Genomic DNA, 24,681 nt, shown 5'->3' with positions numbered 1-24,681 from the left:
CCGGTCAGCGGATCACATGTTCGCCCGTCACCTGCACCTGCGCGGCCACGCCTTGCACGGCGGGCAGGCCGTTGCGGGCATCGGGCTGGCCACCGCCGATCCACAGGCCGATCGTACCCTCCGGCACCAGCCGTCGCCCTTGCGCATCCACCATGCTCAGCGCCTCGGCATCCAGCGTGAAGGTCACGTCGCGTTCCTCCCCGCGGGCCAGTTCCACCCGCTGGAAGGCGCGCAGGGTGCGGCGCGGCGCGCCGGGCGCGTCATGGGTGACGTAGAGCTGCACCACCTCGGCCCCGTCGCGGTCCCCGCTGTTGCGCACGCGCACGCTTGCCTGCACCGGCTCGCCGGCGGCCACGCGCGCCTGGCTCAGCCGCACCGGCTGGTAGGCGAAGCTGGTATAGCTGAGGCCATGGCCGAACGGGTACAGCACCTCGCCATCGAAGTAGCGGTAGGTCCGGTTCGCCATCCCGTAATCCTTGAACGGCGGCAGATCATCGACGGAGCGGTAGAAGGTGACCGGCAGCCGGCCCGACGGGCTGTAATCGCCGGCGATCAGGTCCGCCACGGCGCGCCCGCCGGGGCCGCCGGGATACCACGCCTCGATGATCGCGGGCACATTGGCATCGGCCCAGTTCACCGCCAGCGCGCTGCCGTTCATCAGCACCAGCACCACCGGCTTGCCGCTGGCGTGGAGCTGTTCCAGCAGTTCCTGCTGCGGCGCGGGCAGGTCCAGGCTGGTGCGGTCGCCACCGGCAAAGCCGGCCGCGTTGACGCGCATCTCCTCGCCTTCCAGCTTGGCGTTCAGCCCGGCCACATAGACCACGAGGTCGGCGGTCCGTGCAGCGGCGAGCGCCGCATCGCCGCGCGTCTCGGCCGCGCTCCACAGCAGCTGCTGGTCGCCGCGCGTGCCGCTCTGGCGCGCCTCCACCACGATGGAGACCGGCGTGCCGGCGGTCAGCTGCGCCTCCTGCGACACGATGTCGCCCGGCTCGCCCGCGTCCCAGGCGTTCACCACCTCCTGCCCGTCCACCAGAATGCGATAGCCGTCGAAGCTGCGCAGCTGGAACTGGTAGGGGCCGCTGGTGGGTGCGGTGATCGTGCCGCTCCAGCGGACGGAACCGGTCCGGTCCGCCCGCACCGGCTGGCCCCAGCGGAACCGCACCAGTTCCTCGCTGGTCACGACCGGCGTGCCGGACAGGTCGGGATTGTCGAACACCTCCATCCGCACGGTGCCCAGCGGCTCGGGTCCCACTTCCTTCAGCGGCGCGCCGGTCAGGCCGGTGCCTTCCACATAGGTGACGTCCGCCTGCGGGAAGCGGGCGCGGATGCCGGCCAGCACGGTGACCGGCTGCGATGGCGTGCCGTTGTAATTGCCGACCAGCGCATCCACGCTGTCCGCATTGGGGCCGATCACCGCGATGCGCCGGGGCGCAGCAGCCAGCGGCAGCAGCCCGTCATTCTTCAGCAGCACCATGGACGCGCGTGCCACCTCGCCCGCCAGTGCGGCGTTCTCGGGCGTGTCGAACTGCGTCGGCGTGATCCCGGCGTAGGGGCCGGCGCCGACATCGCCGACCAGCCCCAGCCGGATGCGCGCCGTGACCAGCCGCGTCACCGCGCGGTCCAGCGCCGCTTCCGTCAGCAGGCCCTGCTCCACCGCGCGCACGATGATCGCGGGGTCGCTGCTCTTGTCACGGCCGAATTCCCGGCAGAACAGGTCGGTGCCGGCATTGATCGCGGCGGCGACGGTGTGTTCCGGATCGGGCTGCCAGCGATGCGAGGTTTCCAGAAAGAAGTCGGCGATCGCCGCGCAATCCGACACGACATGGCCGCGGAAGCCCCAGTCGGTGCGCACGATGCCTTCCAGCATCGGCGTGGCGCAGGCCGGCACGCCGTCGATGGCGTTGTAGGCGCACATCAGCCCCTCCGCCCGCGCCTCCGTCACCGCGGCGCGGAACGCAGGCAGGTAAGTATCTTCCAAGTCGTGCGCGGAGGGGTGGATGTCGTCGCTGTGCCGGTCCGCCTCCGGGCCGGAATGGACGGCGAAGTGCTTCACCGTGGCCAGCGTCTTCAGCATGCGCGGATCGTCGCCCTGCAATCCTTCGATGAAGGCGACGCCGAACCGGCTGGTCAGGAACGGATCCTCGCCCCACGTCTCCTGCCCGCGACCCCAGCGCGGATCGCGGAAGATGTTCACGTTGGGCGACCAGACGGTCAGGCCCTGATACTGGGCGGAACTGCCATCGGGCTTGCGCGTGGCGAGGTACTTGGCGCGGAACTCGCTGGCGATCACATCCGCCGTCCGCTGGATCAGCGGCACATCCCAGGTCGCGGCCATGCCGATCGCCTGCGGGAACACCGTCGCCTCGCCCGCCCGGGCCACGCCATGCAGCCCCTCGCTCCACCAGTTGTAGCCGGGAATGCCGAGCCGCTCGATCGCCGGGGAGGCGTCGGGAATCTGCGAGGCCTTCTCCGCCAGCGTCATCTGCCCGACGAAGGCGGCGGCCTGCTGCTCCGCCTGCGTGATCGCGGCGTCCAGCGCGGCCGGGTCCTGTGCACGGGCGGCGGGCGCCAGCAGCAGCGCGGCGACGATCGCGCCCAGGCTGACGGAGATGCCGGTGCGGCCTGCGCGTGTCGGTGCCATGATGTCAGCTTCCTCTTCTGGCGGCTTGGCGCCGGTCCCGTTCACGGCCGAGGTAACGCTATCAGTATTGGCTGGCAAGCATGTCGGAAGAGTGACGTTCCCGTATGGCCCGCCGCCACCTGCAATCATTGCGTACTAAGTAGCGGCAGGACAATCATCATCCTTCATGTTGGCATGCACATGCCATGCTTTGTTACAATGAGCCGGTCAGATATCGGAGAGGATGTATGACAACCGGTTGCGAAGGCCCGCTGCCTCATGATAGCGTTACTGTAATCAGAACAATGGCGGCGCACCAGCAGTGGCCGCATGAGGGAGAGTTTGTGATGCCGGGATCGGACGCGAAATGACACCGGTGCACCTGTGCCATGGACAGCGCTGCTGCCAGCCGTTCTGCCCTTCCACCAGCAATGGCGGCGCCCGATGACCAACCTGCCACTGACCCGCCGCGGGTTCATCGCAGCCGGAGCGACTGCCACGCTGGCATCCGGGCTGCCCTTCATTCCCAGTGTCCATGCCGCACCTCTGCTGGCCGGCGTGCCGGACACCGGCTGGAACCTGTGGCTGGACCGGGAAGCCACGTGGGAGCAGGACCAGCTGTTCCTGCCCGATGATGTCGATCTCGCCGCCCTGCCCCGCAATGCGCCGACCGGCGGCTGGGGCGTGCTCGGCACGGCGCAGGCGCTGACCGTATCGCTGCCCACCACGGTGGAGGAGCACCTGTGGGGCGTCGATGGCCTGCGCCCCTATACCGCCGATGAGTACCGCTATGCCGAGGATGATTCCGTCCCGCAGAACGGCGCATATCGCGGCGTGTCGTGGTGGTGGCGTGACATCGACGTGCCGGCCGATGCCGCCGGCAAGCGCGTGCTGCTGCACATCCGCGGCGCCCGGCTGCGGGCAGAGGTGTTCCTGAACGAGCAACTGGTCGGCTACTCGATCATGAGCGAGCTGCCGATCCATTGCGACCTGACCGCCGCCATGCGCCCCGGCGCGGGCAACCGGCTGGCGATCCGCATCACCAATCCCGGCGGCCGGTATGACTGGCGCGATTCCACCACCATGATGTGGGGCGCGGCCAAGCTGTTCGCTTCCCACGGCTTCGGCGGGATCGATCGCGGCATGACGCTGAGCGTGCACCCGCTGGACGCGCATATCGCCGATGCCTGGGTGCTCAACACGCCCGATCCGCGGGTCGTGACCGGGCATATGCAGGTCGTCTTCACCACCCCGCCGGCGAACATCGCCGCGCTGGCCGGCCTGGCGAGACTGACGCTGATGGACAGCACCGGGGCGGAGCTGCCGGCCGAGGTGGCGGTGGAGCAGCTGACGCTGGACGGCAATGTCGCGACGGTGATCTTCCGCCTGAACAAGCCCGACGCAAGGCTGTGGTCGCTGGCCGATCCCGTGCTGCACCGCCTGCGCTTCGGCTGGGCCGGGGACGAGCGGCTGGCCGAGTTCGGCTTCCGCTGGCTGGGTGTCGATGGCGTCGGCACCGATGCCATGCTGCGGCTGAATGGCGAGCGGGTGAAGCTCTATTCCGCGATTTCGTGGGGCTATTGGGGCTTCAACGGATTGTGGCCCACGATCGAGCTGGCCGAGCGGGAGGTCACCGCCGCCAAGGCGCTGGGCCTCAACTGCCTCCATTTCCACCGCAATGTCGGCAAGGAGGAGGTATTCGCCGCACAGGACCGCATGGGCCTGCTGCGGGTGATGGAACCGGGCGGCGGCCGCCACGCGGTCGGCCGCGACCTGAAGCCGGGCGAGAGCCTGTCCTATGCCGACCAGTTCAGCGTGGATTTCATGGTGGCCAAGTGCGTCGCCATGGCCCGCACCTTCCGCTCCCGTCCCAGCCTGGTGCACTACACCCTGCAGAACGAGATCGGTGCCAACCTGGCGAACCCGGATGTGGAGCATGTGCTGCGCGCGATCCACGCCGCCGATCCCAGCCGCTGCGTCATCCTGAACGACGGGTTCGTGGAGCGTGGTGCGGCGCAGGCGATGCTGCTGCCCTACAGCGACCACATGCTGCGATCGGATGTGGAGCAGCATGGTGGCTGGTGGGTCAACCACCAGGGCGCAGGTGATCAATGGTACGACAGGTTCTACCAGGGGCCGGAGGAGTATATCCACCGCCAGACCGGCAAGCCGTTCATCGTCGAGTTCGGCGAGATGCAGGGCTGCGCCACCGCCGACAACCACGCCGCCATGGTGCGCGAGCTGGAGGCGCATGGGCAGAGCTACGACCTGGAGGATCACCGCGTGATCCTGCAGCGGACCGGGGCGTTCCTGGACCAGTGGGGCTTCCGTGCAGCATTCCCTACGGACGATGCCTTCTACCTGTCGGTCGGCAGCAAGGTCTATGACGCGTGGGAGAACTACCACGAGAACATCCGCATCGGCGACAGCGTGGACATCGCCGCGATCAGCGGGTGGGAAACGACCGCGATCGAGAACCATTCGGGCATCGTGGACAATCTGCGCGGCTTCAAGGCCGATCCGGAGATCGTCCGCCGCAGCCTGCTGCCGGTGCGCCCCTGCGCCAAGCAGCGGCGGCTGGTCTATGATCCGGGCGAAGCGGCCGCCTTGGACCTGTACCTGTTCAACGACACCAACCGGCCGGCATCGGGTGACCTGACGCTGAGCGTGGTGGCTCCGGACGGGCAGGAGCGCCGGGTGGGAAGCTGGCCGGTGCCGGCGCACCGACGGGACGTGTTCTCCGAACTGGTGGCGGAGAAGGTGGCGCTGCCGGCCTTCGACCAGCCGGGCACCTGGCAGGTGCGCTTTGCCCATTCGGCCACGCCCGATGCGACGTTCACCCGCGACCTGCTGGTGGTCCCGCCCGCCCCGGCCACGCGGCGCCCGCTGACCATCGCCGTGTCAGGCGTGGCGCGATCGGTGCAGCAGCAGCTGGCCGCCCTGCCCGGGGTGACGATCGTGCCGTTCCGCGCGGGCGGTACCTATGACGGGATCATCGCCTCCGGCCTGAGTGCGGACGAGATCACCCGCCGGCAGGTGGGCGAGCAGACCGGACTGGAGGCCCGCCCGCCGGGCGAGGAAGCGGTGGTGACGCGCGGCGAGATTCCGGACGCCGTGCTGGAGGCGGTGCGCGCCGGCACGCCTCTGTTCGCACTGGTGCCGGAGGACGGTCTGGCCGAAGGCGTCGCCCGGCAACTGGCGGTGCTGGGGCTGTTCGACTATCACGGGCAGGTCGGCACGTTGCGGGCGCCGTGGATGGGCAACTGGAACTTCCTGCGCGCCCACCCCCTGTTCGCCGGCATCCCCGCCGATTGCGCGACCAGCGTGCTGCACCAGGTGGAAGGGCAGCCGTCCAACGGGTTGCTGGTGGCAGGAGACGGCCTGGAGATCATCGCCGGTTACAGCCGCGATCACGACCGCTTCACCGGGGCGGCCACGCTGATCGCGCAGACCAGGGGCATGCGGGTGGCGGTGCATCGCCTGCCCGACATGGTCGCGCCATTGCAGCGGCGGCTTTATGCCAATGCCGTGCGCTGGCTGGCAGGGGAGATGGCATGATGAACAGGGTGATCGGTACGATACTGGCGGGTGCATTGCTGCTGGCGGCCGCGCCGGCCATGGCGCAGGCGCCGGTCGAACTGCAGGTATCCACCGAGGCGCCGGGCGCCCAGCGCAGCGTGCAGGCAGCGATCGACGCCCTGCCCGATACCGGCGGCACGATCCGCATCGCGCCGGGCACATGGCGGGAAAAGCTGACGATCGCCAAGCCCGGCGTTACCCTGATCGGCACCGGCCAGCGCCCGGAGGACACCGTGCTGGTGTTCGGCGATTCGTCCCAGAGCGCGGGCGGCACCGGCAAGTCGGCCTCCATCACCGCCAGCGGAGATGACCTGCGCATCGGCAACCTGACGATCCAGAACGACTGGTGGCTGAACCCCGCCAATCCGCCGTCACAGGCGGTGGCGCTGCTGCTGACCGGCGACCGCGCGGTGCTGTCGCGCGTGCGGCTGCTGGGGCATCAGGACACGCTGTACGCCAACAAGGGGCAGGGCGGGCGCATGTCGCGCCAATACTTCTTCGACTCCTATATCGAGGGGCATGTCGATTTCATCTTCGGCAATGCCAATGCCTATTGGGAGAACTGCCGGATCCACGGCCTGGCGGGCAGCACGGTGATGATTACCGCGCAAAGCCGCAATGCGCCGGACGAGGACAGCGCCTATGTGTTCGACCGCGCGACCATCACCGCCGATCCGGCGGCCGGGCAGATCTGGCTGGGCCGGCCGTGGCGCGACCATTCGCGGGTGATCTTCCTGGACACCCGCATGGATGCGGACGTCCACCCCGATGGCTGGCGCGAATGGACGCCGGGCACCACCAACAAGCTGCCGACGACGTTCTATGCCGAGCATGGCTCCACCGGTCGCGGCGCCTCGCCCGCGACCCGGGCGCCAACCTCGCACCAGCTGAACGCGGAAGAGGCGGCCCGCTGGCGGCTGGACGCCTTCTTCGGCGGCGACACGCAATGGATCCAGGACGGGCTCGCCGCCCTGCGCTGAGCCGATCACTTCGGAGAACGACATGACCCACAATCGCACCCTGGCCCTGCTGCTGGCCCTCGCCGCCCCCATGACAATCCCCGCTGTCGCCCATGCAGAGGTGATCGGCACCACCGTGCCGCTGAAGGGGCTGACCGTTGCCGATGTCGAGGCCGCCGTGCCGGCCGGCCCGCAGCGGGAGGCGTGGCTCGACTGGCTTGCCCGGTCGCAGGCGGCGATGGCGCGGGACAAGGCCATGCTGGAGGCGGAACGCAGCGCGCTGGCGGCCAGCGGGCAGGACGTGCCCGGCCCGCCGCCGACCGGCAACAGCGCGCGCACCATGCCGCTGGATCGGGACGCTGCATGGTATGGCGGCGCGGAAGCGCGCGCGATCGCGGACAATGTCGTCAGCTTCCAGACGCCGGCGGGCGGCTGGGGCAAGAACCAGGATCGCACCGGTCCACCGCGGGCGCCCGGGCAGGGCTACACCATCAGCATCGGCCAGGCCGGCGCCCATGCCGCGCAGGATGGCGCCGACGGGTGGAGCTTCGTCGGCACGATGGACAATGACGCCACGATCCACGAACTCGCCTTCCTGGCGCGGGTGCAGGAACAGCTGCCCGGCGCAGAAGGTGATCCCTACCGCCAGTCCTTCGCGCGCGGGCTGGCCTACCTGCTGGCGGCGGAGATGCCCGGCGGCGGCTGGGCGCAGGTCTGGCCGTTGCAGGGCCTGTATCACGATGCGCTGACCCTGAACGACAACATGCTGATCAACACGACGGAGCTGTTGCAGCAGGTCGGCACGGGCGCCGGCCCCTACGGCTTCATCGCGCCGGAACAGCAGGCCCAGGCCGCCGCCGCCGCCGCACGCGCAGTGGCGGTGCTGCTGGAGCTGCAGGTGGAGGTGGCCGGCCAGCCGACCATCTGGGCGCAGCAATACGACCCCTTCACCCGCCAGCCGGTGCCCGCCCGCAATTACGAGATGATCGCCCTGTCCACGGGCGAAAGCGCTCCCGTGCTGACGTTCCTGATGCAGCAGGACCGCAGCGATCCGGGTATCGTGCGCGCGGTGGAGGCAGGGGTGCGCTGGTTCGCGGATCATGCGGTCCAGGACATGGCATGGCGCCGCCTGAGCGAAACCGAACGGCGGCTGGTGCCGGAACCGGGTGCCGACCCCCTATGGTCCCGGTTCTATTCGATCGAGACCGGCAAGCCGATCTTCGGCGACCGCGACCTGTCGATCCATGACGATGTGAACGAGATCAGCGCGGAACGGCGGCGCGGTTATGGCTGGTTCAACGGCAGCGGCACGACGGTGGCGCGCGACTACGCCGCGTGGCAGGCGGCGCGGTAGAATACCTCTGTCCTCCCCATGCGCAGCATGGGGAGGTGGCGATCCCCTACCGGCAGGCGCTGCTGCCCAGCGGCGTTTCCCGCGTCAGGTCGGCCCGGTCGGCCGAGACATAGGGCGCCAGCGGGGTCGCCAGCAGGCCGTCCGCCACCAGCCCGGCCATACGCCGGGCGCCCAGCTCACTGAAATGGGTATTGTCGCTCACACCCTCCGGCCACGGTGCGGCCTCGCCCGGCGCATAGTGGAGGTACAGCGCCTCCGACGCATCATAGCCGACCCGGTCCAGCAGCGCGCGCGAGGCGCCCTCCAGATCGACCAGCGCCACGCCGCGCGCCTCGGCCAGCTGGCGCACCACCGCCGAATAGGTCGGGTAATCGGCCTTGGCCTGACCGTTCTCGAACGAGCGACGCGCCACCGGGGTCAGCAGCACCGGCGTGGCGCCGGCAGCGCGGACATCGGCGATGAAGCTGACCAGGTTCTGGCGGTAGGTCGTTGCCGCATCGGCAAAGCGTTCGGGCTTCTCCGCACTCGCATCGTTGTGACCGAACTGGATCAGCACCGCGTCGCCGGGGCGCAGATCGGCCAGCAGCCGGTTCCAGCGCCCTTCGCTGACAAAGGTGCGCGTGCTGCGCCCGCCGATCGCGCGGTTCTCCACCGTGGCGCCCGTCAGTACGCAGCCCAGGAAACTGCCCCAGCCTGCCTGCGGGTAGCGATCCTGATTGTAGTTCTGCGCCGTCGAATCGCTGGCGATGAACAGCGTCGGTGCGCGCGCCTCCTGCGCCTGCGCCGTGCCCAATCCTGCCGCCAGCGCCAGCAGCGTGGCCATGCCCTTGCCCGTTCTCATCGCGTGCTCTCCCTTGCTGGCCACAGGATAGACACGGCAACCAGCATGTGGGAAGCCTACCCGGAGAAAAGGGGACTGGTCGGGATGCGCAGCAGGTTCAGCCATATCGTGCCGGCGCTGGCGCTCGCGCTGCTTGCCCCCGGCTGCATGGCCCCGCCGCTCTCCTCCGCATCGGCAGGCACGACCGGGGCCTACCCCCTGTTGCTGCCACAGATGCCGCTGCACGATCCCTTTATCGTGGCGGATGCGGACACTGGCACCTATCACCTGTTCACCCGCAACGAGGCGGCGATGACCGGCGACCGGCGGCTGGGCACGATGGCCTATGCCAGTCGCGACCTGAAGCACTGGAGCCACCCGCGCGTGGTGTTCGCGCTGCCCGAAGGCACCTGGGCCGATGGCGGCGCCTGGGCGCCCGAGGTGCATCAGTGGCGGGGCCGCTGGTACCTGTTCACCACCTTCCACAACGAAGCCGCCGCCCTGCCGGCAGAGCCCGGCAGCAGGCGTACCCCGCACCGCCGCGGCACGCTGATGGCGGTGGCGGACAGCCCGGCCGGCCCGTTCACGCTGGCCAATGACGGGGAGCCGGTCGTGCCGGCCAGCCGGATGACGCTGGACGGCACATTGCATGTCGATGCCGAGGGGCGGCCCTGGTTCGTCTATGCCCATGAATGGGTGCAGACCACGGTGGGCACGATCGAGGCGGTGCCGCTGGACGATGACCTGCGCCCGATCGGCGAGCCGCAGCTGCTGTTCCGCGCCGATGCGGCGGACTGGGCGCGCGGCCAGCCGCAGCCACAGGGCGACACGGTGTGGGTGACCGACGGCCCGCAATTCTTCCGCACCGCGGCCGGCACGCTGGTGATGCTGTGGTCCAGCTATGGCGAGCGGGGCTATGTGCAGGCGCTGGCCCGCTCCACCAGCGGCACGGTGACCGGTCCGTGGGAGCAGCTTGGGCCGCTGGTGCAGCGCGACAGCGGCCACGGCATGCTGTTCCGCGCCTTCGACGGGCGGCTGATGCTGGTGGTCCACCGCCCCTTCACCAATGCGCTGGGCAAGCTGTACGAGATGCGCGACGCCGACGACCGGGTGGAGGTGATCCGCGAGGCGACCGAGCTGGACCTGGAAGCCTACCCCACGCACCGCTGACCTGTCAGCGTGGCGTGAACGCCGCCGCCACATCGGCGCGCAGCGGCGGTTCGCGGGTGACTGTCAGGCGGCCATCCTGCTCCACCAGTTCCACCAGCTGGATCACGCTGCGGCGACCCCATTGCGGGTTGCCGGCCATCTCCGCCTCGCCATCCTGCTGCACGAAATGGAACAGCCAGGCACGGTCGCCCGCCACCACCACATCGGGATGATGGCCCAGCGAGCGGTCGGTCGTGGCGCTGCCGGGGGTGCCCAGCAGATAGCCGTCCTGCCGCTGCCAGCTGGCGCCTTTATCGTCCGACCGCATGACCAGCAGCCCGCGCCAGGCATCGCTGATCATCCACCAGGCCCCGCGCCACTGCCATACCACCGGACCTTCGCCAGGCGTGTCGACCAGCGTCTCGCCCAGGGTCCAGTTGACCAGGTCGGTGCTGTCCGCCTGGCGGATCGCCTTGTTCTGCCGCTCGTCATTGAAGAACAGGCGGTATCGGCCATCGGGCAACCGCACCACATCGGCATCGATCACCCGGTCGGAGCCGAGCTGCAGCGTCTCGCCACAGGTCCAGCTGGCGAGGTCCGTGCTGGTCAGGTGGACGATGCTGCGCGGGGCGTTCCAGTCGCGGAACACGCCCGGCACCACGGTCAGCCACATGTGCCAGCTATCCCCGAAGCGCACGACATCCGGTGCCCACAGCGTCGCGCCGGTGCATTCCGCGGGGATCGCCGCCGTGCCGCTGTAGCGCCAGTCGGCCCCATTGGTGGAGCGGGCCACGCCGATCGCGGTGTCATGGACCCAGCTGACATCCTTGGGATCGGCGCTGGTCAGGTCGCCGCGGCGGTTGGTGTAGAACATCACCCATTCGCCCGTGGCCGGGTCGCGCACGATCGAAGGATCGGCCGCACCATCATGCACCGGATCGCGGAACAGCGGCACCGCGATGCGCGTGCCTGTGTCCGGGACCGTGGCACAAGCCGATACCAGCAGCGCCGCGGCGAGCGGGAGCAGGCCGCGCAGGCTCACGCCTGGCGCCCCAGCCAGTCGGTGAACAGCAGCGGCCAGAAATGCCCCGGCCCGCCCGCATCCTCCACCGAACCGAAGCCGTGACCACCCACGTCGAAGACATGGCACGGTGCGTTCATGCCCTTCGCCTTCAGCGCGGCGTGCAGCATCAGCGTGTTCTCCACCGGCACAACGCGATCGTCGACCGCGGCGGACAGGAAGATCGGCGGCAAGTCGTCGGGCAGGTTCTGCTCGATCGAATGGCGCCGGATCAGCTCCGCCGACGGCTCCGCCCCGATCAGGTTGCGGCGGCTGGGCTTGTGCGCATGCGGGTCGGTCATGGTCACCACCGCGAACATCAGGGCGGCGAAGTCCGGCCGGGCGGTGCGCTGGTCCAGGCTGTCGAGCGGCGCGTAGGTCGCATCCATGTGCCGCGTGGCCAGCGCACCGGCCAGGTGCCCGCCGGCGGAAAAGCCGATCGTGCCGGTGCGCTGCGCGCCGCTTTCCGCCGCCAGCATCCGCAGCGCACGCTGCGCGTCCTGCAGCGGGGCATCCGGTCCGGCCGTCCAGCCATCATAGGGCAGGCGATACAGCAGCACGCCCACATGGAAGCCCAGCCCTGCCAGATGGTGCGCAATGCCGCCGCCATCGGGGCTGGCGGCAATCCGTTCATAGCCACCGCCCGGAATCATCAGCAGCGCGGTGCCATTCGGCTGCGCCGGCTGCACCAAGGTCAGCGTGGGTCGGGTGATACCATAGAAGGCCAGGTCGTCGGGCGAGGAGGTCGGGCTGCGCAGCACGCTGCGCTGCGTGACGGTCACCCCTTCCGCACCGGGTGCCGCGCCGGGCCACAGGGGCAGGGTGCGGTAAGGCAGGCGTGCGATGGCTGCCTGCGCGGGCATGGCGGCCATGACCGGCAGCAGCGCGGCGCCGGCCAGCAGGCGGCGGCGATCGACCTCGACAGGCGGCATCCAATCCTCCACATTCTGAATGTTTGTTCCACAATGCACGACAGGCCGGGATTGTCACGGCCTTAAAGGGATCAGGACCATGGGCGAGATCGGGCGGCGGCGGGTGCTTGCCGGCATAGGCGCGACGCTGCTGGCCGGTGGCTGCGTGCATGGCAGGCGCGATCCTGTGCTGCTGCACAGCGACGACTTCCGCCATGGGCTGGATCAATGGCTGGTGGAGGCGGAGCAGCCCGCGCAGGTCAGCGCCGCCGATGGCGTGCTGGACATCGCCGCACCGGCCGGCATCACCCTGTGGTTCCGGCCCGAGCTGAGCGGACCGGTGGCGATCGACTATACGGTGACGGCGATCAGCGCAGGCGGACCGCTCGACCAGGTCAGCGACGTCAACGCGTTCTGGATGGCCACGGACACCCGCGCCGCCACCGGCAATGTGCTGGATGTGCCGCGCAGCGGCGCCTTCACCGACTACGATCGCCTGCGGATGTATTATGTCGGCATCGGCGGCAACCGGAACACCACCACCCGCCTCCGCCGCTATGTCGGGCGCGACGGCGACCGGCCGCTGCTGCCCGAACATGACCGGACCGATCCCGCCGCCATGATCGTGCCCAACCAGCCGATCCGCATCCGCCTGATCGCAGACGGCCCGCACATCGCGGTGCTGCGCGACGGCGCGCCCGTCTTCACCATGCGCGACCCCGCACCCTACACTCGCGGCCATTTCGGCCTGCGCACGACCTGGAGCCATCTGGCAGTCCGCGATTTCGCGGTCTGGCGTCTGTAGGTTACAACTCGCGACAATTGGGACAGCCCTTCATATCGTGGGAAGGGTTGCGTCATGCCGCTACTTATACGACAAATACCGCAAGACGCAGAACGGGCGGCAAGTCCGGCGACAGGGAGATACGATCTTGCGGCACACATTCACACTTCTGGCCTGCACGGCCACGATCGCGCTGGCCGGCTGCGGCATGCAGGCGCCACTCGCCAGCGCAACAACCCCGACAGGCCAGGCGGCCGCAGGCTCCGGCGGCACGCTGGCGGTGAACGGCCGCCAGCTGGAGCGGCTGGATCGCGGCGTGGTTGCCGTGCCGGCGCAGAGCGGCGGCACACTGGTCAGCTGGCGGCTGCTGGCGGATGATCCTGCCGGCACCGCTTTCGCAATCTATCGTGACGGGCAGCGCATCACGGCCCAGCCGCTGACCGGCGCGACGATCTTCGTGGACGGGTCCGGTGGCGCCGGCGCCCGCTACAGCGTGGCGGCAATCACCGGCGGCCGCGAAGGGCAGCAGAGCGCGCCTGCGCCGGTGCTGGCGGAGGGCTACCTCAACGTACCGCTGCAGCTGCCCGACGGCGGCACCACGCCCACCGGCGAAGCCTACACCTACACCGCCAACGACGCCTCGGTCGGCGATCTGGACGGGGACGGCCGGTACGAGCTGATCGTGAAGTGGTACCCGAGCAACGCGAAGGACAATGCGCAGAGCGGCTATACCGGGCCGACGCTGCTGGACGCCTACACGCTGGACGGCACCCGCCTGTGGCGGATCGACCTGGGCCGCAACATCCGCTCGGGCGCGCACTACACGCAGTTCATGGTGGCGGATTTCGACGGGGACGGCCGGTCCGAGCTGGCGGTCAAGACCGCGGACGGGACGGTGGACGGCACCGGCACCGTGATCGGCGATGCGTCGGCCGACTGGCGCGCCGGCGATGCCACGGTGGCCAGCGCCGACCGCACTGGCTCGGAAACGGCGGCGGACGGCAGCCGCGTGGCGCGGACCACCGGGCGCATCCTGTCCGGCCCGGAATATCTCACCGTATTCGACGGGCCGACCGGGCGCGCGCTCGCCAGCGTGCCGTTCGAGCCGCGGCGGCATCCGGAAACGGACAATCCCACCCCCGAGCAGGCGGAGGCGACGTGGGGCGACAAGTACGGCAACCGGTCGGACCGGATGCTGGCGGGCGTCGCCTGGCTGGACGGGCAGCGGCCCTCCATAATCATGGCGCGCGGCTACTACACGCGCACCACCGTGGCGGCCTTCGACTTCCGTGATGGCCAGTTGATGAAGCGTTGGCTGTTCGATTCCACGGTGCCCGGCAACGAACGGTTCGGCGGACAGGGCAATCATCAGCTGTCGGTGGCCGATGTCGACGGCGATGGCCGGGACGAGATCATCTATGGCGCCATGGCGCTGGACGATAATGGCGCCGGGCTGTGGAGTAGCGGCATGGGCCATGGCGACGCCATGCATGTGTCCGACCTCGATCCCACGCGTCCGGGCCTGGAGAAGTTCGGCGTGCACGAGAACATGCGCGCCAGCGGCAATCGCGGTGCCGCCATGATGGATGCGCGCACCGGCGAGGTGCTGTGGTCCACGCCGGCGCAGGAGGATACAGGCCGCGGCATCGCCGCCGACATCGACCCGCGCCATCCGGGTGCGGAAAGCTGGGCCAGCAACAGCCCGAGCCTGTACAACGCCAAGGGGGAGGCGATCGGTTCCGCCAAGCCGCGAGCCGCCAACTTCGCGATCTGGTGGGACGGGGACGCCACCCGCGAGCTGCTGGACGGCACCGTCATCACCAAGTGGGACTGGCAGGCGGCAAGCGAAAGCACCCTGCTGCAGCCGGCCGACGTCGCCTCCGGCAACGGCACCAAGAAGAACCCCGCACTGTCGGCCGACATCCTGGGCGACTGGCGGGAGGAGCTGATCGTGCGGACAGAGGACAGCCGGGCGCTGCGCATCTACACCACGCCCTATTCCACCGAGCACCGGCTGGTGACGCTGATGCACGACCCGGTCTATCGCGCAGCCGTCGCCTGGCAGAACACCGCCTACAACCAGCCGCCGCATCCGGGCTTCGACCTGGCCGGCAAGGTGGCCGGGAAGTAATCCCGCCTCGTCATCGCGAGCGCACCGACGGCCGCGCTCGCGATGACGGAAGGCGATGTCAGGTGCTGGCCGCCTCCGGCGCCATCATCCGCATCTCGTAGACCACCGCATCCTCCTTGTCGGCGGTGACCTGCACCTCTGCATGATCGCGGCCCTGCTCCCCGGCGGACGGGATGATGTAGTCCACCGCCGCCAGATTGCCGACGGTCACGCCAGGGGCGGTGCCGGTTGCCAGTTCCTGCCCGTCGACGCTCACGATCATGCGCCGGTCGACGTCACCCTTCGCCACCATCAGCCGCAGGATCGCGGGGCCGGGGCGCCGTGCCAGCAGCACCTGCAACGACTCGCCCGGTCGCAGGCGCCGGGCCGAACGGCCGCTCCAGTTCACCACCTCGCTCCGGTCGGAAGCGAACTGATGGTCCCGCTCCGGCTGCATCTCGCCCAGATACAGCACGTCCACCGTGCGCCGGGCCAGCGCCTGCGACGCCTCAGCCGCCTGGACATATTCCTCGCGCGCTGCCGCCCAGCCGTCCGGCGTGAAGGTCCGGAAGTAGACCGCGGCGCGGCGATCATACTGGTTGAAGAAGGGCAGTAGCCGCAGCTCCTCGCCCAATGCGCCAGCCGCCCGAAAGCGGCCCGCGCCGTCCGCCGCCAGCGCGGTGGTGGCCGCGCCGGTGGCGATCAGTGCGGGGCCGATCCCGCCGAACTGCTCATCCGCCGACCCCAGGTCGGCCGCCAGCACCAGCGGCCCGTGTGTGAAGGCCACGGTCGCCGGATCGTCGGGCGTCGGTTCCGCCTGCAACGTCATCGGCAGGGTCACGCCGATCGTGTCGCCGGCACGCCAGCGGCGCTGCAGCACGGCATAGCCGTTGCGGGTGGCGAAGGATGCCGGCTCCCCGTTCAGGGTCAGGGCCGCACCTTCGGCCCAGCCGGGCAGGCGCACCGCGATGGCGTGGGTCGTGCGCGGTGCACGGCGCACGGTCAGCGTGGCGCTACCGTCCAGCGGCATGGCGGTGTCGAGCGTCACCGCCAGGTTGCGCTCCGCCCAGTCCAGCTCCGACGGGATGAACAGGTTCAGGTACAGCGTGTCCTCATCCGCCCACCAGATGGAATCGCCATGCTTGGCGTGGCTTTCCATGCCGGAGCCGACACAGCACCAGAAGCTGTCCTCCGGGCTGGAATAAACCCGCCGCGCCCCGGCGGCGAGCGGCATGAAATAGACGAAGCGCCCGTCGCTGGGCCGCTGGTGCGCCATGATGTGGTTCAGCTGCACCCGCTCGTAATAGTCGAACCAGCGTGCCTCCGGCTGCCAGCTGTACAGGTGCCGCGTCAGCTTCATCATGTTGTAGCTGTTGCACGCCTCGCAGGTCGCCTCGGTGATGCGGGTGGACAGGCGGTCCGGCTCGCCGAAATGCTCGCGTTCGGAATTGCCGCCGATCACATAGGTGTGATGGCCGGTGACCGTCTGGTGGAAGAAGCGCACGGTCGCCGCATGCGCCGGGTCGCCGGTCAGCTCGTGCAGGCGGGCGAGGCCGATCACCTTGGGGATCTGCGTGTTGGCATGCAGCCCGGCCAGCCTGTCCGTCTGCGCGGTCAGCGGGTCGAGCACCGCCTTGTGCCGGATGCGTTCGGCCAGGCGCAGCCAGCGCGGATCACCGGTCAGAGCGTAGGTTTCGGCATAGGTCTCGTTCAGGCCGCCATGTTCGGCATGCAGCACGCGCTGCAGCTGCGCGTCCGTCAGCGGCTCCAGCACGTCGGCCAGATAGGTGGCCAGACCGAGCATGATCGGCATGGCACGTGGATTGCCGGCCAGCATGTGGGCGTCCAGGAGGCCGGCATGGACCTTGTGCCAGGTGTACAGCGGCACCCAGCCGCCATTGAGGTCGAACCCGCCGCTGCGGATGTCACCGCGGCGTACCTCCTCGAACACCACCTTGCCGTCGACCGTCTCGCCATCGCGCTCCACGGTGGTGCCGCCGAGATAGCCGTCGCCATGCGCCGCCTGGATGCGCGCCATCTCCGCCAGCGCATGGTCCAGCCGGCCTGCGATCTGTGCATCATCGCTGCCGGCCACGATCAGCGCGCAACCCGTCAGCCAGTGGCCCAGCGAGTGGCCGGCAATGCCCATCGCCTCCCACCCGCCATAGACCGGCTGCGGCGCCGGCAGGTTGGCCGAGCGGTAGAAGTTGTGCAGCAGCCGTTCGGGATCGAGCGCCAGCAGGTAGTCGCGATTGGCGGCAAGGGAGTCGGCAAACAGCGAGGGCCGCAGCCGTACATGGCGCAGCGGCACCGGTTCCACCCGGCGCTGCGCCGAGGCGGCGATCTGCGCCAGCGCGCCGCCGGCGGACAGCGAGACGGCAAGGATGCTGGCGCTGCCCAGCAGCACGCGGCGGGTGATCAACATGGCAAACCTCTCACAGTCCTTTTGTCGGACTTTACCAGCGATCCGCCATTTTGCGAAGTGTCAGCCGAGCCCCGCGATCAGCGCGGCGGGGGCCGGCACGATCGTGCCGTGACGGGCGCCCGGCGGCATGGTGATGGCAGCGCCGGCATCCTCCCACTGCACCAGATCGCGCGAGCGGGCCGCGCCCCAGCTGCCTTCGCGATACCGGTCGTATATGACGTAGGTCCACTCGCCGACCTGCACCGTCGTCGGCCCTTCCACCCAGCCGGGCGAGAATGGCGGCGACAGTTCGCCGAACGGGCCGGTCGGTGATTGCGCGCGGGCGATGCGCAGATGCTTCTTCTCGGGCACCAGGGTCTCGTCCTTGACGATCAGGTGCAGGCCCAGCGTCGGATGCTCGACAAAGGTGCCATCGATGACGCTGAAGCCCGGATCGAGCAGCACCTGCGGGGCAGACATCTGCCGGAAGTCGCGCGTGGTCGCGTAATACAGCCGGTGGTTGTAGGCATCTTCGGATGTGCCCGCCGTTTCCGGAAAGCGGCCTGTCACGGTGCTGGACCAGAACAGCACGAACTGCTGGCCAACCGCATCCCAGATCATCTCCGGCGCCCAGACATTGCGCATGCCGGGCACGCCCGCCATCACCGGGATCGCGGCCTGCGGTGACCAGGTGAGGAGGTCGTGGCTGGTCGCGTGCCCCAGCGTCACCCCCTCCCACGCGGTGGTCCACAGCAGGTGCCACGGATCGCCCGCGTCCGGCCCGCGCAGCAGGAACGGGTCGCGCATCAGCTTGCTCTCGCCGACCTCCGGCACCAGCAGCACCGCGCCATCGCGCACCGGCCGCCAGGTCAGCCCGTCGGGGCTGGTCGCCAGCCGCAGCCCCGCCGCCTCGCCCCGGCCCCCGGTGAAATAGCTGAACACGAAGCCGTCACCCGGCGCAGCGACGCGCGGCGCATGGGCGCAGCCGGCGCCCGCCAGCATGGCGGTGCCGAGCAGGCCGGCGGCGGCCGCGCGGCGGGACAGGGTGATCATGGCATATCCTTCGGTCACTGGGGCAGGGTGGCAGTCTGGCGCAGCCCCTCGCCCAGCGCCAGCGCGGCGGAGGTGGCGAGATTCATGGACCGCACCTGCGGCCGCATGGGTATGCGCACCCGCGCATCGCAGGCATCCGCGATCGCGGCAGGCACCCCGGCGCTTTCCTTGCCGAACAGCAGCACGTCATCGGCGCGATAGGTGAATTCGTAGGCCGAGTGCGCGGCCCTGGTGGTGAACAGCACCAGGCGTGCAGGCCCGATCGTCGCGCGGAAGGCGGCGAAGTCGGCATGGCGCGTCACCGCCACGTGGTCGATGTAATCCATCGCGGTGCGGCGCACACGGCGATCGTTCCACTGGAAGCCCAGCGGCTCGATCAGGTCCACGCCCGCGCCCATGCAGGCACACAGGCGCAGCACGGCGCCGACATTGCCGGCAATCTCCGGTTCGAACAGGGCGATGCGCATGGGCGTTCCGGTAACGGGGTGATGGCCGATAAGGAAGGGGCGCCCTCCGCTGCCGGAAGGCGCCCCCTGGTTCACGCGATCAGCTGGCGATCAGCTGCCAAAGGTGAAGCGCACACCGCCCATCAGGCGACGGCCGCCGTAGCGCAGCTTGTACACCCGCTCCGTCCCGTCGGCGAAGCGGTCATACTCGCCGGAGCCTTCGATCTGCGCTTCCCGCGTCAGGTTGCGAGCCTCCGCATAGATCTGGAACCGCTCGTTGAAGTTGTAGGCGATCTTGGCATCGATGAAGGTCGTGCCGTTCCGGAAGAACGGCCGGCCGGGATTGTAGCCGGGCCCCGCCAGGCGGACATTGGTCCACTGCTCACCCGGATAGTTGAACGCATTGGCCGTGCCGCCGCACGGGGTGATGCACTGGAAGGCCTCGGTCCGGTCCTGGTAGGTGACGCGCAGCTGCAGCTTGCGGTCATCATACCACAGCGAGACGTTGGTGGTGTACTTGGACTCGCCCGGCACCCCCATGATGTCGCCCGACAGCGGGTCCTGCTGGCCGCTGGTGACGGCCGTCGACAGGATCGAGATGTTCGCATCCGCGCCGGTATAACGCAGGAACCACGGCAGGAAGGTGAAGGCAGTCTTGGCCTGGAACTCCAGCACGTCGCGCGAATAACCCGGACCATCGGCATAGGTCGGGATGGTGAATGTGAAGTCCGACAGCGGCAGGCCGGTGCCCGGATCGATCTGGGTGCTGCCGGCGAACGGGCGGAGGGTCGAAGTCACGTTGATCGGCCGTCCTGTGGTCACATCCAGCCGACCGAAAGTCGCCGACAGCAGGGTATCCGAATTCGGGTACCATTCCAGGCTGGCATTGTAGCTCCACGCTTCGAACGGGCTGAGATTGGGGTTGCCGACCCGGCCGGTGCAGCCCAGCTCGCCATCGCCGTCCAGCACGTCACGCTGGTCGATGATGCAGTTGCCGCTTGCGACCAGCAGGCCCGGGCTGGGCAGGGCCACCGTCTTCGCACCGTAAGCGCGTAGCACCACCGTCTCGTCGAACGCCCACAGGTTTACGTTGAAGCTGGGCAGCCAGTTGTTGGTCTTGCCGGTCAGCGTGGTGTTCTGGGAAAAACTGCGGGTGACGGTGCCGCCTGGTGCGTTCGGAACAGCTGGGTTGTAGCTGGGCGTGATGGTGATGGACTGCAGCGTCTGGAAGCCGGTGCCCTTCACGTCGCGCATGACCCCGCGGATACCGACGTTGCCGTTCAGCACCAGACCCAGCGGCAGCTGATCCAGTTCGAAGTCGAACATGGCATAGACGTTCTTGATCGTCTCCTGCGTCAGGGTGGTCGGCTGGGCATAGACCTGCCCGTCGCTACCGGTGCATTCCCTCAGGCAGTCGAAGTTCATGAACTGGTTGTTGCCCAGCTGTTCGAACAGCTCGGCTACCTTGATGCCCTGCCAGTTGCCAGGCAGGTTGCCGCGGTTTGGCAGATCGCCGAAGTAATCCGAATCCGACTCTTCCAGTGTATCCATGAACAGCTGGCGCAACTGATCCGGCGTCAGCGTATCGACACCTTCGCGGCCAAAGGCCGGGTTGGTGCTGGGCACGAAGCCGTAATTGCACCCGACTGTGCTGGTCGCTGTCGGCTGGCATGCACGCAGGCTACCGCGAACGATCGCCCGCGGCACCACGACTGCCGGGATATAGCCGGCCTGTCCGAAGGTGCCCACCGCACTGGCCACCGTATAGCCCCCATTGCCCCACGATTGCGTGTCGTTCCGGCGGTACATCGCGCCGGCCTTGAAGCGGGTGAAGAACGGTATCTCGTCATTCACCTTGTACGATACGTCCAGCTTGGCGATTTTCTCCGACGCCTCACCCGCACGCGGGGAATATTGCAGGCCGAAACTGGGCGTGACGAGCGGCAGTTGCGCCTGGGTGTAGGCGGGGGTTGCCGGGTTGAACTCACCAGCAGCAACCGCGGTCTGTGCGATACAGTTGGGCGGCGCGACGGTCGAATTGTTGACGCACGGCACCGGGTTCAGCTGCACGAAATTGGCAGGGTTCGTGTCGTCGAAATTGTCCGGCAGCTGGATGTCCCACAGGCCGTTTTCCTGCAGTGCCAATGTGGCATCGCCATACTGGTACGACCGGGAGAACCGCTTGTCGAACCGGCTGCTGGACGCGTTGGTCATGCCGACGAACGCCTCGACCTCCCACGTCTCGCCGTAATAGTTGGTACCTGCCTGGACGTAATCGGACTTGTTGGTGATCGTGTTGTCGATCTGGTCGATGCCGACCGAATTGTTTGTCAGCGTGAAGCCGGTGACATTGTGCAGATCGTCCACGACAATGCTGTCCGGTCGCGCATTCAGCACCACGCCGGTCACCTGCGCCAGGGGCGGGGTGGGCGTGCCTGTGCCCTGGAAGGTGCGCGGCGAGTATAGCGGGTCGAACAGGAAATAACCCTCGGGTGCGAACGGAGATACCGTGCGCCGTCCGGGGTTCGTCGCCGTGTTGACGTTGAACGTACCACCGACATTCTCGCTGAAGAGATTGACGAGATTGCGGGTGCGCTGCTGGTCGTCGGCCGTACGATTGGCGATCGTGCCCTTCGCGAACACGGTCCAGTCCGGCGTGATCTCGAAATCGATACGCCCGTCGATCGAATAGCGTTCCTCCGTCTGGGTGTTCACAAACTGGCGGATCAGCGACGGTGTCTCGTCCGCCCACTGGTTGAGGCAGGACCGCTGCTCCAGATTGCGCTGGTTCTTCAAGGCGGCGCTGGCCGAGGTTGCCAGGAAGGGCAGCGCGGTCAGGCAGGCATCCTTCGAACCGGCGGCAATCATGGTTTCCAGCAGCGTGCGCGGCGTGAAGGTGCTGTTGGCGAAGCGGACATCGGCCGCATCGGTGCCCAGCGTGTCGAGATTGTACTCGAAGGTCTTTTCCGGCGACTGGTCGAAGTCGTAGACACGGGCATAGCCCTGGTTGCCCGACTGGACGTTCTCGAAATTGTGGCCGTTGTTCTGGATCTTGGAATAGGTGCCGGACAGGATGACGCCGAACCGGTCATCAAAGAACTTGTCCGCCACGACGCCGCTGAAATCCGGCGTCCAGTCCTTGCCCAGCGAGTTCTGCGTCACGCCGGCGCGTGCGGTGATGAAGAAATCGTCGAAATCCAGGCCGGAGCGGGTCTTGATCTGCACGGTGCCGCCGATCGACCCTTCGGTCATGTCGGCGGTGGAGCCTTTGACCACGTCGATGCTCTTGACCAACTCCGCCGGCAATTCACGCAAGTCGGCGCCGCGCGGGGCGCCCAGTGCCAGTCCGGTGGTGCTCTGCACGCCGACGCCGTCCAGCTCCACGCGGGTCAGGTCAGGGCCGTTGCCACGAATGGCGATTCCGGCGCCTTCGCCGAATTCGTTGCGGTCCAGCGCCACGCCGGGAATGCGGCTGATCGCCTCGTTCACGTTGCGGTCGGGAAAGGAGCCGATGTCGTCCGCCACCAGGGAATCTGTCGCGGTGCGGGCGTTCCGCTTGCGGGCGTTGGCGCTCTGCTGGCTTTCGCGGGCGCCGCTGACGATGATCTCGTCGCCAGGGGTAGCATCAGCTACCGTGTCAGGAGCGGGATCCACATCCTGCCGCGAACTGCCGGTGATGACCGGGGCACCGGCTTCCGTACCGGGTGCCGCCTGGGCCAGTGCCTGTCCGCTGCCCGATGCCAGCGCCAGCCCCAGCACCGCCCACGATGCCGTCACCTGCGCCACGCGCCGCAATTCCACTCCACGCATGCACTCTCTCCCCTGATGCGATTATGCCGACCGATGACCGGCCGGAGCAGTTGTTCTGCGTTATACCTGGGAATGACGGCCGACCTGCCGTCGCGCTGGTCCGAAGTGGTGCCCCACGCACCGCTATCGAACCGCTGTCACTCCCCACTCGAGTCTTCTTGTTCGTTTGTATGACAAACAAAAACCGCCCTGCCTATGAAAATATGAAACGCTTATTCGCCATGTGGGAGTCAGTTGCCCGCCGGACACATGAAAACGCCTGCCGGCACGGATGCCGGCGGGCGCAGGAGTTCGTACGACAGGCGTCCGTCAGGCGGCGGAGCGATCCGGAATGCGGGGCACCAGCAGCTGGATCACGCCCAGCGCCAGCAGGTACACCGTGCCCGCGACCAGGAACACCGGCCAGTAGCTGCCGGTCGTGTCCAGCACCCAGCCGGTGAACTGCGCCATGAACATGCCGCCGATCGCGCCGGCCGCACCGCCGATGCCGATGGCACTGCCGATCCCGTTCTGCGGGATGGTATCCGATGGCAGCGTCAGCAGGTTCGCGGACCAGGCCTGATGCCCGGCGGCAGCCAGCGCGATCAGCGCCACGGCGCCCCACAGGCTGTCGACATATTGCGCAAAGATGATCGGCACCACGAACAGCCCGCACAGCAGCATGGTCAGCTTGCGCGCCTTGTTCTGGCTCATGCCGCCACGCATCATGCGCATGCTGCTCCACCCTCCGGCCACGCTGCCGATATCGGCAACCAGATAGATCGCCACCAGCGGCGGGCCGAACTGCGCCAGTTCCAGCCCGTGGCGGCGATTGAAGAAGTCGGGCAGCCAGAACAGGAACAGCCACCAGATCGGATCCGTCAGGAACTTGGCGCTGGCAAAGGCCCAGGTCTCGCGCATGCGCAGCACTGCCAGCCAGCCGATCTTCGGCGGAGCGCCGACCGGCGTGGTGGCGGCAGCGGCGGCGATGGCGGGCGCCTCGATCGCATTGTCCGCCGGCGCGGGCGGCGCGACATAGGCGGACTGGTCTACGGGCGGATTGCGGTACAGCACCAGCCAGGCGACCAGCCAGACCAGGCTGACCGCACCGGTGATGATGAAGGTCCATTGCCAGCCATAGGCGATGGTCAGGATCGGGACGAGCAGCGGGGTAATGATCGCGCCGACATTGGATCCGGCGTTGAAGATGCCGGTGGCAAAGGCGCGCTCCTTGGGCGGGAACCACTGCGCCACTGCCTTCAGCCCGGCGGGGAAGTTGCCGGATTCACCGATGCCCAGCGCGAAGCGCACGGCAGAGAAGCCTGCCACCGTGCTGACCAGGCCATGCGCGATATGCGCCGCGGTCCAGATCACGAAGGCGAAGGCATAACCGGCCTTGGCGCCGATCCGGTCGATCGTGGCGCCGAACCCCAGGTAACCGATCGCGTATGCCGCCTGGAACCACAGCACGATGTTGGCGTAATCGCCTTCGCTCCAGCCGAACTCCTCCTGCAGGGTCGGCTTCAGCAGGCCGATCATCTGCCGGTCGACATAGTTGATGATCGTCGCCGCCAGCAGCAGGCCGACGATCACCCAGCGATAGCGCCGGCCGTGTGCCGCCCCCTGTTCGATCGTGTTCACGC

The 24,681-nt window shown here is 68.4% G+C and carries 15 protein-coding genes; 6 read left to right on the top strand and 9 right to left on the bottom strand.

Features of this window, described 5'->3' with window-relative positions; genetic code table 11:
* Positions 1-4: 4 nt before the first annotated feature.
* Positions 5-2,686 carry a glycoside hydrolase family 3 C-terminal domain-containing protein gene (locus PK98_RS12735; RefSeq protein ID WP_200885035.1) on the bottom strand — a complete coding sequence of 894 codons (2,682 nt, stop codon included), beginning with the start codon at positions 2,684-2,686 and terminating at the stop codon, positions 5-7.
* A gap of 378 nt (positions 2,687-3,064) precedes the next feature.
* Between PK98_RS12735 and PK98_RS12730 the strand changes: the two genes are divergently transcribed.
* The 3 genes from PK98_RS12730 to pelA are packed head-to-tail and all read left to right on the top strand — an operon-like array spanning position 3,065 to position 8,512.
* A complete protein-coding gene (locus PK98_RS12730; protein ID WP_039097226.1) occupies positions 3,065-6,178 on the top strand; it encodes a sugar-binding domain-containing protein in 3,114 nt (1,037 codons plus the stop codon).
* Positions 6,175-7,179: a pectinesterase family protein gene (locus PK98_RS12725; protein WP_200885034.1), complete on the top strand. Its 1,005-nt coding sequence runs from the start codon at positions 6,175-6,177 to the stop codon at positions 7,177-7,179. Before PK98_RS12730 ends, PK98_RS12725 begins: the two co-directional genes overlap by 4 nt.
* A gap of 22 nt (positions 7,180-7,201) precedes the next feature.
* Complete coding sequence (pelA, locus tag PK98_RS12720; protein WP_235425505.1) at positions 7,202-8,512, top strand: pectate lyase; 1,311 nt, start codon at positions 7,202-7,204, stop codon at positions 8,510-8,512.
* 46 nt (positions 8,513-8,558) lie between these two features.
* Here the strand turns inward: pelA and PK98_RS12715 are convergent, their stop codons facing one another.
* Positions 8,559-9,353, bottom strand: coding sequence for a rhamnogalacturonan acetylesterase (locus tag PK98_RS12715; protein ID WP_039097224.1), 795 nt, complete (start codon positions 9,351-9,353; stop codon positions 8,559-8,561).
* Positions 9,354-9,437: 84 nt separating this feature from the next.
* Between PK98_RS12715 and PK98_RS12710 the strand changes: the two genes are divergently transcribed.
* Positions 9,438-10,502, top strand: coding sequence for a glycoside hydrolase family 43 protein (locus tag PK98_RS12710; RefSeq protein ID WP_039097684.1), 1,065 nt, complete (start codon positions 9,438-9,440; stop codon positions 10,500-10,502).
* Between the two features lie 4 nt (positions 10,503-10,506).
* Here PK98_RS12710 and PK98_RS12705 read toward each other — a convergent pair whose 3' ends face one another.
* A complete protein-coding gene (locus tag PK98_RS12705) occupies positions 10,507-11,523 on the bottom strand; it encodes a glycoside hydrolase family protein (RefSeq protein WP_235425504.1) in 1,017 nt (338 codons plus the stop codon).
* Positions 11,520-12,473 carry an alpha/beta hydrolase gene (locus tag PK98_RS12700; RefSeq protein ID WP_039097223.1) on the bottom strand — a complete coding sequence of 318 codons (954 nt, stop codon included), beginning with the start codon at positions 12,471-12,473 and terminating at the stop codon, positions 11,520-11,522. Before PK98_RS12700 ends, PK98_RS12705 begins: the two co-directional genes overlap by 4 nt.
* A gap of 79 nt (positions 12,474-12,552) precedes the next feature.
* On the opposite strand from PK98_RS12700, the gene PK98_RS12695 reads away from it, so the two are divergent.
* Positions 12,553-13,257 carry a DUF6250 domain-containing protein gene (locus PK98_RS12695; protein WP_039097222.1) on the top strand — a complete coding sequence of 235 codons (705 nt, stop codon included), beginning with the start codon at positions 12,553-12,555 and terminating at the stop codon, positions 13,255-13,257.
* Positions 13,258-13,384: 127 nt separating this feature from the next.
* Positions 13,385-15,367, top strand: a complete 1,983-nt coding sequence (locus PK98_RS12690) for a rhamnogalacturonan lyase (protein WP_456062130.1) — start codon at positions 13,385-13,387, stop codon at positions 15,365-15,367.
* A 58-nt stretch (positions 15,368-15,425) separates the two neighbouring features.
* On the opposite strand, the gene PK98_RS12685 is transcribed toward PK98_RS12690, so the two are convergent.
* From PK98_RS12685 to PK98_RS12665, 5 genes are all read right to left on the bottom strand, one after another.
* Positions 15,426-17,771: a glycoside hydrolase family 127 protein gene (locus PK98_RS12685; RefSeq protein ID WP_039097221.1), complete on the bottom strand. Its 2,346-nt coding sequence runs from the start codon at positions 17,769-17,771 to the stop codon at positions 15,426-15,428.
* A gap of 60 nt (positions 17,772-17,831) precedes the next feature.
* A complete protein-coding gene (locus tag PK98_RS12680; protein WP_052208807.1) occupies positions 17,832-18,803 on the bottom strand; it encodes a glycoside hydrolase family 43 protein in 972 nt (323 codons plus the stop codon).
* 14 nt (positions 18,804-18,817) lie between these two features.
* Positions 18,818-19,270, bottom strand: coding sequence for a tRNA (cytidine(34)-2'-O)-methyltransferase (locus PK98_RS12675; protein WP_039097220.1), 453 nt, complete (start codon positions 19,268-19,270; stop codon positions 18,818-18,820).
* 90 nt (positions 19,271-19,360) lie between these two features.
* Complete coding sequence (locus PK98_RS12670; protein WP_081996227.1) at positions 19,361-23,059, bottom strand: TonB-dependent receptor; 3,699 nt, start codon at positions 23,057-23,059, stop codon at positions 19,361-19,363.
* A 309-nt stretch (positions 23,060-23,368) separates the two neighbouring features.
* Positions 23,369-24,679 (bottom strand): MFS transporter, encoded by a 1,311-nt coding sequence (locus tag PK98_RS12665; RefSeq protein ID WP_052208653.1) that lies wholly within the window; start codon positions 24,677-24,679, stop codon positions 23,369-23,371.
* Between the last annotated feature and the right edge of the window lie 2 nt (positions 24,680-24,681).

The sequence above is a fragment of the Croceibacterium mercuriale genome (assembly GCF_000802385.1).
In the GTDB taxonomy this organism is placed as follows: Bacteria; Pseudomonadota; Alphaproteobacteria; order Sphingomonadales; family Sphingomonadaceae; genus Croceibacterium; species Croceibacterium mercuriale.
This window is presented reverse-complemented; position numbering and strand designations above follow the sequence as displayed.